15 protein-coding genes are annotated in these 13,381 nt (G+C 42.5%); all 15 read right to left on the bottom strand.

Annotated elements, in window-relative coordinates:
• Position 1 precedes the first annotated feature (1 nt).
• Positions 2 to 562: a TetR/AcrR family transcriptional regulator gene (locus tag NQ558_RS04325; RefSeq protein WP_040447180.1), complete on the bottom strand. Its 561-nt coding sequence runs from the start codon at positions 560 to 562 to the stop codon at positions 2 to 4.
• A gap of 69 nt (positions 563 to 631) precedes the next feature.
• The gene (locus NQ558_RS04320) at positions 632 to 1,240 is read right to left on the bottom strand and encodes a class I SAM-dependent methyltransferase (protein WP_040447182.1); all 609 of its coding nucleotides are present in this window, start codon (positions 1,238 to 1,240) and stop codon (positions 632 to 634) included.
• Positions 1,241 to 1,367: 127 nt separating this feature from the next.
• Positions 1,368 to 2,270: a conjugal transfer protein gene (locus tag NQ558_RS04315; protein WP_330594363.1), complete on the bottom strand. Its 903-nt coding sequence runs from the start codon at positions 2,268 to 2,270 to the stop codon at positions 1,368 to 1,370.
• Positions 2,271 to 2,288: 18 nt separating this feature from the next.
• A complete protein-coding gene (locus tag NQ558_RS04310; protein WP_005363209.1) occupies positions 2,289 to 3,290 on the bottom strand; it encodes a bifunctional lytic transglycosylase/C40 family peptidase in 1,002 nt (333 codons plus the stop codon).
• The gene (locus NQ558_RS04305) at positions 3,287 to 5,428 is read right to left on the bottom strand and encodes a CD3337/EF1877 family mobilome membrane protein (protein WP_005363214.1); all 2,142 of its coding nucleotides are present in this window, start codon (positions 5,426 to 5,428) and stop codon (positions 3,287 to 3,289) included. The genes NQ558_RS04310 and NQ558_RS04305 overlap by 4 nt, the downstream gene beginning before the upstream one ends.
• Before the next feature lie 5 nt (positions 5,429 to 5,433).
• On the bottom strand, positions 5,434 to 7,884 hold the full coding sequence (gene tcpF / locus NQ558_RS04300; protein WP_005363215.1) for a conjugal transfer ATPase TcpF: 2,451 nt from the start codon (positions 7,882 to 7,884) through the stop codon (positions 5,434 to 5,436).
• Positions 7,871 to 8,260: a conjugal transfer protein gene (locus NQ558_RS04295; RefSeq protein WP_005363216.1), complete on the bottom strand. Its 390-nt coding sequence runs from the start codon at positions 8,258 to 8,260 to the stop codon at positions 7,871 to 7,873. The genes tcpF and NQ558_RS04295 overlap by 14 nt, the downstream gene beginning before the upstream one ends.
• 127 nt (positions 8,261 to 8,387) lie before the next feature.
• Positions 8,388 to 8,876 (bottom strand): antirestriction protein ArdA, encoded by a 489-nt coding sequence (locus NQ558_RS04290; protein ID WP_005363217.1) that lies wholly within the window; start codon positions 8,874 to 8,876, stop codon positions 8,388 to 8,390.
• A gap of 22 nt (positions 8,877 to 8,898) precedes the next feature.
• The gene (locus tag NQ558_RS04285) at positions 8,899 to 9,402 is read right to left on the bottom strand and encodes an antirestriction protein ArdA (RefSeq protein WP_040447184.1); all 504 of its coding nucleotides are present in this window, start codon (positions 9,400 to 9,402) and stop codon (positions 8,899 to 8,901) included.
• Entirely contained in the window at positions 9,375 to 9,620 is a 246-nt protein-coding gene (locus NQ558_RS04280) for a hypothetical protein (RefSeq protein WP_005363219.1), read from the bottom strand. Before NQ558_RS04280 ends, NQ558_RS04285 begins: the two co-directional genes overlap by 28 nt.
• A gap of 67 nt (positions 9,621 to 9,687) precedes the next feature.
• Complete coding sequence (locus NQ558_RS04275; protein ID WP_005363220.1) at positions 9,688 to 10,146, bottom strand: hypothetical protein; 459 nt, start codon at positions 10,144 to 10,146, stop codon at positions 9,688 to 9,690.
• A 72-nt stretch (positions 10,147 to 10,218) separates the two neighbouring features.
• Positions 10,219 to 10,440: a hypothetical protein gene (locus tag NQ558_RS04270; protein ID WP_005363222.1), complete on the bottom strand. Its 222-nt coding sequence runs from the start codon at positions 10,438 to 10,440 to the stop codon at positions 10,219 to 10,221.
• Positions 10,440 to 10,571: a DUF3789 domain-containing protein gene (locus NQ558_RS04265; RefSeq protein ID WP_005363224.1), complete on the bottom strand. Its 132-nt coding sequence runs from the start codon at positions 10,569 to 10,571 to the stop codon at positions 10,440 to 10,442. The genes NQ558_RS04270 and NQ558_RS04265 overlap by 1 nt, the downstream gene beginning before the upstream one ends.
• 4 nt (positions 10,572 to 10,575) lie before the next feature.
• A complete protein-coding gene (mobT, locus tag NQ558_RS04260; RefSeq protein ID WP_459539771.1) occupies positions 10,576 to 11,772 on the bottom strand; it encodes a MobT family relaxase in 1,197 nt (398 codons plus the stop codon).
• A gap of 186 nt (positions 11,773 to 11,958) precedes the next feature.
• Positions 11,959 to 13,362, bottom strand: a complete 1,404-nt coding sequence (locus NQ558_RS04255) for a helicase HerA domain-containing protein (protein WP_005363228.1) — start codon at positions 13,360 to 13,362, stop codon at positions 11,959 to 11,961.
• Positions 13,363 to 13,381: the final 19 nt, after the last annotated feature.

The raw sequence follows: 13,381 nt of genomic DNA, 5'->3' as shown, positions 1-13,381 counted from the left end.
ATTATAGCTTGAATAAATCAAATAAAATTGCTTTTATCTTTCTGTTTTTTTCTTCTGATGACAAATTATCATCTGTCAAAATTCCAAGCTGACCGTATACACAAAAATTAGCATATGATTCTACATCAGAAACATTAAGCTCTCCCGTTACATTTGCATTTTTTATCAGTTTTGCAACGACAGGCACTAACTTTTTGCATACACTTAAGGATAATAAGTCGTGAAAAGTTTTATTTTTTTCATTATGGAATATATCATAATATGTATCATTTGTACTTTCCGATAATACTTCCATATGATTTAAAATATCCTTTATAGAATCCTGTTCAATATTGATGTTTGTTTTTAATTTATCGACTAATATATTTGCATATTCATTGATTGCCGTTTGAAAAAGAATATCTTTTGATGGAAAATAGCGGTAACATAGCCCTTGTGCCACTCCAATTTCTTTTGCAATATCAGATATGGACGTTTTTTCATATCCTTTTTCAGCGAATAATTTCATAGCGGTTTCTAATATTTCTTGTTTTCTTGCTTCTGGTTCTTTGGAAATACGCATACAAAAACCTCCTTTTTTATAGAGTAACATTTACAAAATAAAGTGTCAATGACTGATATTCACTCATATCTATTTTGTCGCAAATGATATACAAGAAGTAATTCCTATACGCTCCCAATTAACATTATGGAATTTGTTTAATAAAAGGTTAATCATTTCTTTTTTGGAATATATTTTTACATCACCCTCCTTACTGTATTTCATATACAGATTCATTAGCTGTCGTGCAAATAATGGCTGCCAGCAATCACCAATAATAATTATGCCACTGTCTTTTAAAACACGATATGCTTCGTCTAATACTTTCTCTGGTGCCGGATAATGATGAAAAGAATCATTACAAACAACAATATCAAATGTACTATTTTTAAAGGGTAAATCTTCTGTATCACCCATTACAAAATGAGCATTGTTAATCTTTTTTCTATTAGCTATATCAATCATTTTATCAGATATATCTATACCAGTTAAATCTTTTGAATGATATATTTGTTGTATTTGATAAAGAAGTTCTCCCGTACCACACCCTAAATCTAAGATAGAGGAAAAATGTCTATCTTTTAGCATATTTAATATGTAAGGATAAAGATTTCTGGCGTGTTGACCTTTTATATCCTTATCATAAGTAAGTGCTTGTTGGTTAAAAGCTATTTTTGACCTCTCTTTTATACTATCCATAAACATAAGCCTCCTTTCAGTTTCGTATTATACAATCTGTAGAAGCAAAAGTCAATGAATAATATTCATTCACTATAAAAAGACTTGCATTTCATTCTTATATGCGAAATGCAAGCCTTTCATCATATTATCTCACAATCTTCCAGTTACTATCTTTTTGCAGCGTCAAATCAAACTGTGAAATCTGTGTTGCCTTTGTCCTCTGGTCGAGATACTTCACCGATACCGAAACTTTGACCTGTTTCCCATCTTTGATAAAGATAGGATTCACCAGCTCTGAAAACAGATAATCACAGTTTACAGGTTCAAGCACATTTCCAGATACATAGTAGGCAAGCTCTTTTTCCGTAGCGGTAGGGTACAGCTTAAAGAATGTTTCCAAGAACTCTGTCACTTCCTCCGTAGTGGCAGCGTCCACCGTTCCGTCAGATTCCTTTGTCTTTGGTTCATAGCTGGATTTTGTCGGTGTGCTGCTGATGGTCGGATTCTGTGTGATAACCATGTTCCCGTCACCATCTACATGAACCACTACCATGTAAGCGGAAGTGTAGCCGATTGACGTTTCACCCTCCGTTACCGTCTGATCTACCGAGTAGACAACGGTAAAGTCGTCTGTTCCAGCTTGTTCTATATCCCAAATCTTTACGTCCGTAACCGCCACACTTGTGGGTATATCCTGCCTTACCGTATCGACATTCAAATCCTGCAAGCTCTTAGTCAGATAGTTGTTGATTGCCACGGTTCTTTTATCAATGGATTCCTGCGTGTTGCTCCAAGAATAGTAGGACTTCGCAAATGCCTTGACAAAGTTCTCTATCCTGTTGGTATCGACAATACGCTGTTCAATGACTTCTTTTTCATGTACCGTGTGCATATCAATGGCGGTGAAATTCTTATACACCCCAAAGCTGACGCTTGCAATCAGCACCAGCCATAAGGCAATCACGGTTTTTTTGTGTGTGCCGACTTTCATCACAGGCACTTTTTTCTCTTTTTTCGGTTTTGATTCCTTGTCCTTTTTCTTAAATATCATAGTACCATTTCCTTTCTATTTTGATTTTACCCGACCAGCACCAATCAAGTGTTTCTGCCAGTAGGGGCTTGTTAAATCTGCATATCCGATAGGGTCTCCAGCGTGATACATTCTGTTGTTTCCTGCATAGATTCCCACATGGGTGACATACGTTCCAGAGTTATAAGTAGAGTGAAAGAATACCAAATCACCAGCTTTCGCCTGTGACAGCGGTATGTGCTGCGTAGCGTCATACTGTGCCTGTGCGGTACGAGGTAGACTGATACCAGCTTTCCCATAGCACCAAGACGTAAGACCAGAACAATCAAAGCTGGTGTTCGGATTGCTGCCGCCAAAGACATACTTCCAGCCTTGATACTTCAATGCTTCTTTGAAGATTGCCTGTGCGGTAGCGTCACCGAAACTGGGAACAGCTAAATACTGGTTCACCAGACGGACATAGAACATATTTCCATACTTATAACGCCAGCCGCCATTTTCCTTAATGGAAATCTCATTCTTATAGGTGACTTTGACACCGCCCGATTTGTCTTTAGCGAAACTGACAGCCAGTTTAAAAGTGTACTTTTTTCCATGCTTCGCCACATAGTCAATGAAGCCACCGCCATAGTTATAGGCTTGTACCACTGTATCAATGTCACAGCCTTTCGCTTCTGCGGATTTTAAAAGCTCCGAGAAGTATTTACACCCCTGTTTGATGGATTCCTCCGTCGAGAGGGAATTAGGCGGCAACCCCATTGATTCTGACGACTGCATAACGTCCGTAGCTGTACCGCCAGATTCCACCTGCATGATGGCAAGCAGATAGTTCACATAGTCCGAAATTCCATATTCTTTCGCATATTTTTCTACCGTCGGCTGATGTTTCAGCACTTCCTCTGACAGATTCAGTCCAGAAAAATCAAAGTGGGAAGTGCTGTTTTCTTCATCATCTGCGGTCACGATAAACAGGAACAAAAGCAGACAAATAATCACCGTGAAAATCCCACCGAACACAGCGAAGTGTCTTAGCTTCATTTCTTACCGCCTTTCCTGCTGGTCGTTTTCTTCATGGTTGACGGATTTGTGGTCTTTTTCTGTACGGACTTTGTCTGCTTCTGGTATTGCATGGTCTGACGGACAGATTGTTTTGTAGCTGCTGTTGAAGCCTGTTTCACGGTTGGAGAGGATTCTCTGACAACCTGCGTCCTCACATTATCCTGCTGTTTCGTAACAGGCTCTTTCTTTACAGAAGATTGTTCCCTTGTAACAGCAGGACGTTCCTTGACCGTTTGCTCCTGCTTAGAAGCTGCCACCTGTGGAGCTGCTTTTGCAGATACAAGCGTTGTCACTGGTCGCTCATGCACAGGGGCAGTTCCTTTTGTCACTAATCCTGTGCTTTCTTTCGCTTTATCCAGTTCCATACGTTTTTCCGCAACTGTCTGTCTGTGCTTATCTTGTTTCTCTGCACGACCCTGTTTTCTGGTCGCTTTTTCCTCCACAATGCCACGCTTGAAGTCTGATACATTTTCCTGTATCTGGTTTACACCGCTATGTACTGCATACTGTGCCTGTGTCGGCATATCCTTGACCTGTTGTCTAATGGATTTTGCCTTATCTTTCAAGCGGTCTTTACCATCAAGCACTGCACCGACTTTCGCACCAGCACGTTTCCCAAAAGTGGAAGTATCAGAAGCGGTGTCATGGTTTGGTCGTGTATGACTGTTTCCTTTTGCTGTATCAGCCTTGCGGCTATTTGAAGCGACCACCGCACCAGCTACACCGCCAGCAGCACCAGCCGCAACCGTCCTGCCGATTTTACGCTCCAAGCGTCTTGCACTTCTGCCTAAGAACATATAAGGTCGCCGCATGATACGTCTGCCGACCTGCTGTGTATCGGAAGATTGCAGACTGAACATTGCCATCAAGTCACCGAGCTTGAAGTAGATTCCTGCAAAAGTGACTATCTGTAAAAATGCCACCATGAAGAACGGGTAGCCAGAAGAAATTGAGTAAAACATAGTTGAGATACTAAATGCTGTGGTGATAATCAGCGTAATACCTGCCCTTAACATGATGGTATTGAACAGCTTCGTAAGTGCCTTTTTTGCCATGCCCTCATAGGTCGGTATCATGGATAAAATGAAGCTGACAGGCAGGAACATAGCGTAAATGATGAATAGCACCTGTGAGAAAATCATCATGCCAGTAAGCAGGAATACAAAGATAGAGATTCCGATATTGAAGATGAACAGAAATACCACTGTTCCTAATCGGCTCATGGTCTTTGTAACGCTTAGGTTTGCATTGTCCTTATCCTCGATTTCCTCAACCACTATATCTTCTCTGTCGTCCGTATCTGGGCTTGCTTCTAACAGGCTGTCCACACGGTCAGAGCCGAGCTTGTCAATATCGGATTCCCCATACTGCAAGAGCAGCCAAGGTTGTTTCACCTGTATGGAAAACAGGCTGTCCCTTATCAAATCCACACTGTCTTTCCCTTTGCTGTTGGAATCGGGCAGCACAATCTTTGTACCGAGCGATAATGCCGAGCTGCTTATATCAGCGGAAAAATCATTGATTTTACTGATATAGTTCGGAGCGTAAGCAATAAAGGACGCTGACAGGATAAAGACCACAAGGAAGTTGACGACTGCATGAACCGCTTTTGTGGTTTCCCGCTTGATAAGTCCTGTGTAGGCGATATAGATACCCATTACCAGAATGAGGATAAGCAGGAATCCCACATAGAATCCCTCACTGGAAAAACCACTTTGCGTGACACCAGCAAGCGTCTGAATGTTCTTTCCGATAGAGCTTGCAGTATCAGAGATAAAGTCCAGCTTGTAGGCTTCCTGTACCACATATCCCGTTGCATTGGAAATATATAAGCTCACCGTCCAGACAAAGTTTGTGATAGCGTACAAGCCATACTGGATACTTTTCCCGATACCGTCTAACCAGTTCCAAGGCAGCCAGTCCCACGAGCTGTCAACGTAAAAGTCAAGCTGGTAGTTTTCCAGCGGATATTTAGAATAGGCGTTAGCGTCACTCACTGTACTGTCAACCAGACCAGCGGCATGAGCCACCGTGCCTGTGATAGATAGGAACACCAGCACACCGAGAACCACCAGCAGAGCGATACCGAAGAATCTCAGGATTTTTCGTTTACGCATAGGCTTCACCTCGATTCTTCCGTCTGTACGGGCGGTCTGGTATCAAAGGCATGGAACAAATCAGCGAATACAGGGTGAATCTGGATAACACCTACACGCCCATACAAATCTTGAAACAGGCATTGTCCGTTCTCTAAGTCACGCAATCGCTTCTGGTTGCCCTCGTCCTCCTTATCCACGCCGAAAAATTCAAGGGTATTCTTGATTTCCTTTATATCCGTGCTTCTAAAGGCAAACTTCAAGCCGATATTGTTCTTCATTTTCTCGTCGTCCACATCACCAGAGTTTTGTGTGACGAAGTAAACAGCGGCGTTCATGGAACGACCAGCACGAATCAACTTGTTAGAGAGAGTCTTTCCCTGTGCCACCTGTAAAAACGTCCATGCTTCGTCCAAATCCACCATCTTGAAAATACTGCGGTCTGAATGGATAAAGTCTAAGGCAAAGGTACTGATGACGATAAGCATTGCCACTGACAATAATTCCATAGTAGTGTATTCTTCAAATTTTGTGTCCTTATCTGGCAGCACAAGGTCTGCTACCTGTATGATGTTGAGCTGCCTGTCTAAGCTGATGGATTGCTCCACATCACCGTCCGAGAATAAGAGGTGTGCAAAGTCATAGTCTGTCATGCTCTCGATATGGTCTGCGATATTTTCTGCAACAGGCGAACCGTCTTTCCTTAATTCATCAATGACATGGAGTAGTCCTCGCTGCTTACTTTGCGTAACGGAACGGATTGCACGTCTAAGGACAGGGAACTTCTCACCATCACGGGAAGAAATGCCCGTAAGGAATGTTAAAATATCAATCGCAAGGCTTTCAGCGTCCTTTGTACGCTTCATAATCACATACGGGTCGAGAAGTCCTTTGTTCCTGTCCTCACTGGTAAGGTTGACTATCTTGATTTCATGTGCAATATCGGGTAGTGTTTCCTGCCAGTTGCCACGCTCTGATTTCGGGTCTACAATGACCGCTTTCCCTCCAAACAGCACCGCATAATAGATGATAAGGTTGTTACAGAATGACTTGCCACCGCCGAGCGAACCGAGGAACGCTGCCGCTAATGCGTTGGTGACAGAGCCTTTTACGCCCTGTGCGGCAAGGCTGGGTTTTAGATATACATTTTTCCCTGTGTCAAGGTTGTAACCGATATAGATACCGTCCGTTTCCCCAAGCTGCTGTGTCGCACCGAATCCAAGACCAGCGAGAAAGTCAGAAGTGACATACTGGATATAGTCATTGATGTAACGCTTGCTTGATGGGATAAATTCACCATGTAAGCCGAGCATATCCCCGAATGGGCGTACCAGCTTCACATTCAAATCGTCGTAGAAGTCCTTGACTTCATCACAGCGTCGTTTCAGCTCGTCCAGAGAATCAGCAGCTACACGGATAACGTAAGATAATTTATACATGGATTCCTTTGACTGGTCTAAGCTGGTTTCCAGCTCATTCACCGAATCCAGAGCGTCCATGACATTACTTCCTGTTTCGTTATTGGATTCCCACGCATGGTTATCCAAATCTTTCAATTCCTTTTTCTTATTACGGACTGTGGTTAAGGCTTTCTTATTCGTTACAATCTCTACATTCATGGAAGTGGAAATAGGAAACGTGAATTGCTGCTGTTGATAGTAGAAGATTTCCGAAGATGGGAAGTCCAGCTCACCCACGATATTGTTAATCGTGAAGTAGGCAACATACGTTGTCTGATCTTCACGTTCAATCTTTAGGTATCGTTGGTTTTCCTCTATCATGCAGCGTGTCGGACGGATAAGGTCATATCGCTTTACCAGCGTTTCACGCTTTAGCTTCTTGACAGGCAGCTCATAGGTATAATCACTGTACGCAACACCCGTGTTTCCGTAGATATGTTCCAAGAGATACCCGAAGTCGTTCTTATCCAGTCTGCGGAACTGGAAACGTCTTGATATTTTACTTTCCAGCAGCTTTTCCATCTTCATGAATCGGTTGATTTCATCATTGCTCATGGAAACAAAGTCGCCCATGAGCTTGTGATTGACCTCATAGATAAAATCGGCAAAGGTCATAGCCGCTGATTTTTTCATGCCCTTTAAGCTGATTTCTTCCTCATTCACCAGCAGCTTGAAGCCAAGAAAAAAGCGGTAGTCAATCTGATTTTCCCCAATCATCTCAACCAACGCTTCGGTCTGTTCGTCTACCTTTTTACAGGCTATCTCTTTCAACCTGCCTGTGATTCCTTTCTTTGAGCGTTCCTGCACCGCACGCAAGCTGTCTTCTGTGGCAATCTGTAAGGCATGGATTTTCCCGTCACGGTTCTGGGCGATAAGCTGACGGAAGTTGTCATGCACCATGTACTTTTCCTCTGGTGACAGGAACGAATAATTGTAAGGTGTCAGCTCATAGTAGGCGAAGCACTCACCGTCATGGTTGAACACCAGATTGTTTTCGATATATTTAATCGGGAACATACATCACACTCCTAACTGCTGTAACAGCGGTATTGAATTTTTCATTTTTCAGCTTGATGGCTTTTCCTGCATAGGTCACTTTTGGTCGCAGGAAGAACGAGATACAGGATTTCAAGAACCCAAAAGGCTTTTTCCCGTCAAAGGTCTTTTGTGACACGAACCATGTAAAAGCGACAGGGATTCCAAAGTATTTGAGGAACGCACCGTCAATCATGTTAAAGGGCGGCAGCTCCCCAAAGAGGATAACCACGAACAGCGACACGACAAACCATGCCATCTGACTGAACGTGAGAGGGAACGGGAGTTGAAAGTCGTTAATGGCATAAATGACTTTTTCCACGCTCCAAATGCTTGTATAGCTTTTGATTTTCTTCATTTTTCACAGCTCCTTTCTTTGAAGATTTCTCTTAAAATGGAAACAGCAGCCTGTTTTCACAAGCTGCTGCATAAAAAATACCAGTTCATTGATAACTGGCTGATAATAAGATATTCAGTTGTCATTGCTAATACGGACATTCAAACACGCCATGATTGGTGACGACAAAACGCCCCTCTAAATCAAGGTCACGACCGTAGGCTTCATAGTCTATGTAGTTCCTTATCCTGTCTGGTATCTCACCAAGGCTTTGACATTCATCTATGAAGTAATAGGCAACGTCTGTCATATCGTCACAATCGGGATAATGGATAATGTCGTCTGCGTGTTCGCACAATTCCTCCAAGCTGCTGTAATAGCAGAGCAGCTCTGAAAGCTCGTCCTGTATGTCCTCTGGTAAGTCCTCCACCATTTCACACAGGCGGTTGACTTCCTCAATGGGTGTGTATTCGTCAATCTCAAAGGGCAGCTCATAATCATGGATTGCGTATTCCTCGTATTCATCATTCAAGCCGATACGTTCTGCCATCTCATCATAATCGACAGGCGGTGTGAACCACGCACCTACAAGCTCACCCTCGTTATATTTCCCCAGATTGGCGATATAGATTCGCATTTCTTCGATACCACATCACCCCTTACTGATAACGGAATACACCGCTTGTTGTGAAAAGGTATCTGTCGTCCATTTCCAGCTCGTTTCCGTAGGAATGGTAGTCGATATGCTTCTGTAATTCGTGGGGAATCTCACCGAATATATTTTCCTCACAGATAAGGTATTCTGCCAGTGCTGCACCGTCACCCACATCATAGTAACGTATCTCGTCCTTATGGTCGATAAAGTCCTCGAAGCTGTCAAACCATTTCTGCTGAATGGCTTTCATTTCGTTACCGATAGGCGTACCGTCTATTTCCAGCACGAAGCGGCAAAGGGCGTTGATTTCCCATATCGGTGTGTCGGTGTTGATATGGAATGGCAGCTCATAGTCTGCAATCTCGACCTGTTCCTCATTCTCTACACCTAACTTTTCTCTGACTTCATCAAAATTTATCGGGCAGTTGAACCAGTCGCCAGAGTAACCGTCGTCCTCGTCGTGGTAAGGTTTTGTATTGTTTAACAGGTAGATTCGCATTTCCTGCATGGTCTGTCACTTCCTTTCATCATATCCAGTATTCCCATTATAACAGCATAATCTACACCGAATACATAATGGGAAAATTTTTCTAACTGTTCTTTTGGATAGGCAAGCAGTGACTGTCGTTTGATTTCTTCCCATACCTTGCGTTTTCTATAGGGCAGGTCTGAAACATCTTTACAGCCGACCAGCTCTTTCATATCCTCAAAAATATCTGTTTTCATGTTGTCCTCCAATCTTTGATTTTTACAAATAAAAAACAGCAACTAATTTAGCTGCTGTCAGCTTGTTTTACTTATAATTTTCTAGTTGCTTCAATGCCTGTTGTGATAGAGTAATGATTTCTTTTCCATCAATATACGTAACGTAATTATCATACTGGTTTTGATACTTTGGATTTTTTTCCACATCAATCTTACCCCACTTAAATTCAATTTTTTCAATGGATAGAGGAAATGTAATTGGAAAAGTAAAACCTCCTGTACGCTCATATATTTGAATTACGTTAGGGTCATGTTTCAATTTATTGTTAGCATATCTTAATCCGCTGAAAAAAGAAATATCACTTTTATTCAGTTTTCCTTTATAAGTTTTTTCTAACCATTCATAATAATCCAATAACCAATGTAGAAATGTACCAACCCTATAATTGACTTCCTTTTTTAATTCATCATTATTCAAATCACTTTCAGCAAGCTTAATTACTGTTTGCATTTCTTCAAAGCTCTTATTTAAAGCATATTGAAGCATAAGATTTATTCCTCCCAGATTTAAATTACCTTTTCTCTAGTATATCAAAATACTGGAAGAAAAAACAATATATTACGCCCCGATAATCTTATTGAATAACTGTAACAGTACGTCTTTCACGCCAGCGGCATTGAATACCAAGCCGACAGCAATTAAGGCAATCACCAAGAATCCAATAAGTTTGGAAAACTCACGCTTGAATCCGAGATACACCCCGATAACAGCGATTGCCATAAGCACAAGGGATTGTGCGTTAGATAAAAACCAGTTGTATAAGTTCTGTCCGAAATTCATTATCTCTTTCTCCTTTCCATCATTTCAATTTCTCTGTCTGCGGCTTTTGCAGACTGCATAAGACACATAGTCACTACTCCGAATCCTGCCCCAAGTGAGAACAGGAAGAAGTCAAATAAGATATGCTTCATGTTGTCATTCCTCCTTACTGATGATTTCCTCTGTGGAAGTCGTCTGTTGTTCAATCAGCTTTTTATGACGCTCGGTGAGCTTCGCATGGTCTAAAATATCTTTGAGGTAAGTCGTACCGTTGGTACTGTCTATCTGCTGTAAGACTTTCCATGTGGGAGCTACCTGTCTGCTTATCCAGTTCAGCGTCCTTGTGAGCGTGTACGGTTCTGGTTTGGTCGTCAGTTTCAAACGCCCACGATCAGAACCGATAAAGTACGCCCATTTCTCATTGGTTTTCCATTCGCTGCGTCGCTTATCCACCTCCTTGTCAGCGAATCGCATATAGCGGTTGATAATATCGAAAGCGGTACGTTCTGCGTCGTGGTAAGTCAGCAGGTCACGCACCGCATAATAGGCTCGCTCATTCTTTAGCCTTATTTCAAAACGGTTCTTGATTTTCGTATCTTCAATGGCTATGTCATACTTTACATACTGTTCATAGTCCTTTTCGTAGATACAGAAATAGACTTCCGATTTGAGCGAACCGACGTACAATGTATTTCCCATACCGTATCTGTCTTGCTCTTGACTTCTTACAAGCTCACCGCTACGGTAGCTCTTGAAGCTGCGGAATACGGAAATACATTCCTCATGGTTGCATTTCTCTGTCAGCTCTGGAATGTCTAAGATTCCTGCCATATCGTTGATGGCAAGGTCAAGACGTTTCATCACACCTCCCTCTATCAGAGCGTCCATGAGAAAGTCATACCAGCTCCTATGCTGTGCCAAAAGGTAACTTTCCATCTGGCGGCAGCCTTTACCTTTCAGCTCTAGCAATGTGCCTTTTTCCTTATCGGGTGAAGCCAGCACGAACACATCACCCAAGACGTAATGTTCCGCATAGGAGTAGAAGCCAAAATCCTCATGTATCATCACATCAAGCCTTAATTTAAGAATATCCTCCACAACGTGTTTTACGTCCTGTGTGGGGAATCGGATTCTGACGTAATCCAAGACCATTTCCAGCGGATTTTCTGGATTCAGTTTATCCAGAGCGTCCGTGAGTTTCACCTTGATTTCTTCTGTCAAGGCTACTTTTCCAGATTCAAGCCTGCTGATGTATTCACGACTGACACCAGCCATGACCGCAAGCTGATTCTGGGAAACGCCGTACTGCGTCCGTTGTTCTTTGAGCTTGTTTATCCAGTCGGTATCATTCAGTAAAAATCCCTCCAATCGAAAAAGGAATGTGACATTTACCGATTTTGTCACACTCCCTTGAATGTTTGAAAAGTCCGCTGTTTTCAAGGACTTCCCGATATTTTTATAACTGTTTCCAGATAATTTGTGCCCCCCTGTTAGATAATGGGGGCGAATGGTTGGTGTGGCAAGCCACACCAACACAGGCTAGTCCGTACCTGCGGCTTTTGCTTCGCACGCCGCCTGTCCGTCCTGCCTGTTTTGTGAGAGTATGCCTATTTCTCTTAGAAAATCGTGTCCTTTTGGTACAAAGGGAGTGTAAAACTCGGATATGACACTTGTTCCTGTATCGACATAGCCACGTCCTTTGATCTGTTTCAGAAAAAAGTCCTTGTCTACTTCTCCGAACATCATGGAATAGCCCAGTTCTGACATACGCCCCAATGCGACACGGAAGTTGAACTGGTCACGGATTCCGTCACCGAGGTATTTTGCGTCTGGTCGCTGACAGGCGAGAATAAGAAAGTAACCTGCCTGTCGTCCGAGCATGACTATCTGTTTGAGCTTATTCAGCACAGCAGCGTTTTCCTTTGTCGTCAGCATTTCCATAAACGCCACATATTCATCAAAGATTAAAAAGTGCGGAGCAAGACCGAGATAGGCATAGTTTTCACCTGTCTTGTAGTTTTCCATGAGCTTCATATCTTCACTTCTTGCCATCATACCGTCATAGAACCTATCAATACAGGCGGTTATATCTTCCTTTTTGTAATAGACTTCTGGCATGACGACGGATAAATCCGCAAGGTCAGCGTTCTTCGGGTCTAACACATACATGACTGCATTGCAACGGAGCAGAGCTTCAATGATAGTGAGGATAAAGTAAGTTTTACCGCCACCAGTGCCGCCAGCAATCAGCATGTGTGGGAGCTTGTCATACTCCCACCAGACATTTTTCATTAGACGCAAGCTGCCATTTTCAGCCTGTACTTCATTGATGGTGATACGGTTTGCGATAGTGTCATAGAGTAAGACATACTCAACGTAGCTGTCCTTTAATTCTTTGGAAACCAGCTCACAATATAAGCCTGTTTCCAGCTTCTTTTCCAAGTGTAAAAGCTGGTCTTGATATTTCCCCAGCGTAATTTCTGTACGGATATACAATAGTCCGTTATCCATACGGTAATACAGTTTTGGAAAATAGGTAATTTTCTCTTTTTTGCTGGTCGCTGGTAAATCCTTGAAAAATCCGCTGTCCTGTGTGGTTTCCGATTCATACCAGCCATTTTCAAGAATCATCTTTGCCAGCTTTTGACGGTGAAAGAGCTGCTTTACCCTGTCATACTGGAATCTTCGGTACAAAAAGGCAGCAATCACACAGACCAGAGCTGCCACAATGATTGTAACTATCATGTATGGCGTGACGGTAAAATGGACGCTACCATCTTGCATAAGATGAACCGATTTCCAGTCCGTTGTTAGGATTGCTTTTAGGTTCAGCAGCATAATCACAGCAAGGAACAACAGGAACAGTGAACTAGCCGAGAAACGAAAAACCAGCGACTTGTCACTGGCTCTGATACGGTTTCCTCTTTTTTTGTATAGTGGCATATAAAATCCTCCTTTCCAT

This window comes from Eubacterium ventriosum, assembly GCF_025150745.1.
In the GTDB taxonomy this organism is placed as follows: Bacteria; Bacillota; Clostridia; order Lachnospirales; family Lachnospiraceae; genus Eubacterium_G; species Eubacterium_G ventriosum.
The sequence above is the reverse complement of the archived record's forward strand: the minus strand, read 5'-3'. Positions and strand labels throughout refer to the sequence as shown.

What these genes read in the sequence shown, in the direction of transcription:
- NQ558_RS04275 (WP_005363220.1), bottom strand. Translation starts at nt 10,146, where the DNA reads ATGCTTCAATATGCTTTAAATAAGAGCTTTGAAGAAATGCAAACAGTA.
- NQ558_RS04320 (WP_040447182.1), bottom strand. Translation starts at nt 1,240, where the DNA reads ATGGATAGTATAAAAGAGAGGTCAAAAATAGCTTTTAACCAACAAGCA.
- tcpF (WP_005363215.1), bottom strand. Translation starts at nt 7,884, where the DNA reads ATGTTCCCGATTAAATATATCGAAAACAATCTGGTGTTCAACCATGAC.
- NQ558_RS04295 (WP_005363216.1), bottom strand. Translation starts at nt 8,260, where the DNA reads ATGAAGAAAATCAAAAGCTATACAAGCATTTGGAGCGTGGAAAAAGTC.
- NQ558_RS04310 (WP_005363209.1), bottom strand. Translation starts at nt 3,290, where the DNA reads ATGAAGCTAAGACACTTCGCTGTGTTCGGTGGGATTTTCACGGTGATT.
- NQ558_RS04265 (WP_005363224.1), bottom strand. Translation starts at nt 10,571, where the DNA reads ATGAAGCATATCTTATTTGACTTCTTCCTGTTCTCACTTGGGGCAGGA.
- NQ558_RS04255 (WP_005363228.1), bottom strand. Translation starts at nt 13,362, where the DNA reads ATGCCACTATACAAAAAAAGAGGAAACCGTATCAGAGCCAGTGACAAG.
- NQ558_RS04280 (WP_005363219.1), bottom strand. Translation starts at nt 9,620, where the DNA reads ATGAAAACAGATATTTTTGAGGATATGAAAGAGCTGGTCGGCTGTAAA.
- NQ558_RS04270 (WP_005363222.1), bottom strand. Translation starts at nt 10,440, where the DNA reads ATGAATTTCGGACAGAACTTATACAACTGGTTTTTATCTAACGCACAA.
- NQ558_RS04285 (WP_040447184.1), bottom strand. Translation starts at nt 9,402, where the DNA reads ATGCAGGAAATGCGAATCTACCTGTTAAACAATACAAAACCTTACCAC.
- NQ558_RS04325 (WP_040447180.1), bottom strand. Translation starts at nt 562, where the DNA reads ATGCGTATTTCCAAAGAACCAGAAGCAAGAAAACAAGAAATATTAGAA.
- NQ558_RS04290 (WP_005363217.1), bottom strand. Translation starts at nt 8,876, where the DNA reads ATGCGAATCTATATCGCCAATCTGGGGAAATATAACGAGGGTGAGCTT.
- NQ558_RS04305 (WP_005363214.1), bottom strand. Translation starts at nt 5,428, where the DNA reads ATGCGTAAACGAAAAATCCTGAGATTCTTCGGTATCGCTCTGCTGGTG.